This is a genomic window from Domibacillus sp. F004, from assembly GCF_057814295.1.
The window spans coordinates 1-223 of sequence record NZ_JBVATB010000073.1 but is presented as its reverse complement, the minus strand read 5'-3'; the positions used below and the strand labels follow the sequence as shown (position 1 = coordinate 223).

The 223-nt window shown below is 52.9% G+C and carries 1 rRNA gene; it reads left to right on the top strand.

Annotated features, from left to right (window positions below):
* Nucleotides 1–30 precede the first annotated feature (30 nt).
* Nucleotides 31–223, top strand: a 23S ribosomal RNA gene (locus ACZYRN_RS19460); the annotation flags it as partial.

Here is a 223-nt window from a genome sequence, read left to right as displayed (position 1 = left end):
AAACCAAGTAACACACATGAATGCCTTTTAGGTTAAGTTAGAAAGGGCGCACGGTGGATGCCTTGGCACTAGGAGCCGACGAAGGACGGGACTAACACCGATATGCTCCGGGGAGCTGTAAGTAAGCGTTGATCCGGAGATTTCCGAATGGGGAAACCCACCATCCGTAATGGGATGGTACCCTTGCCTGAATACATAGGGCAGGAGGAGGCATACCCGGGGA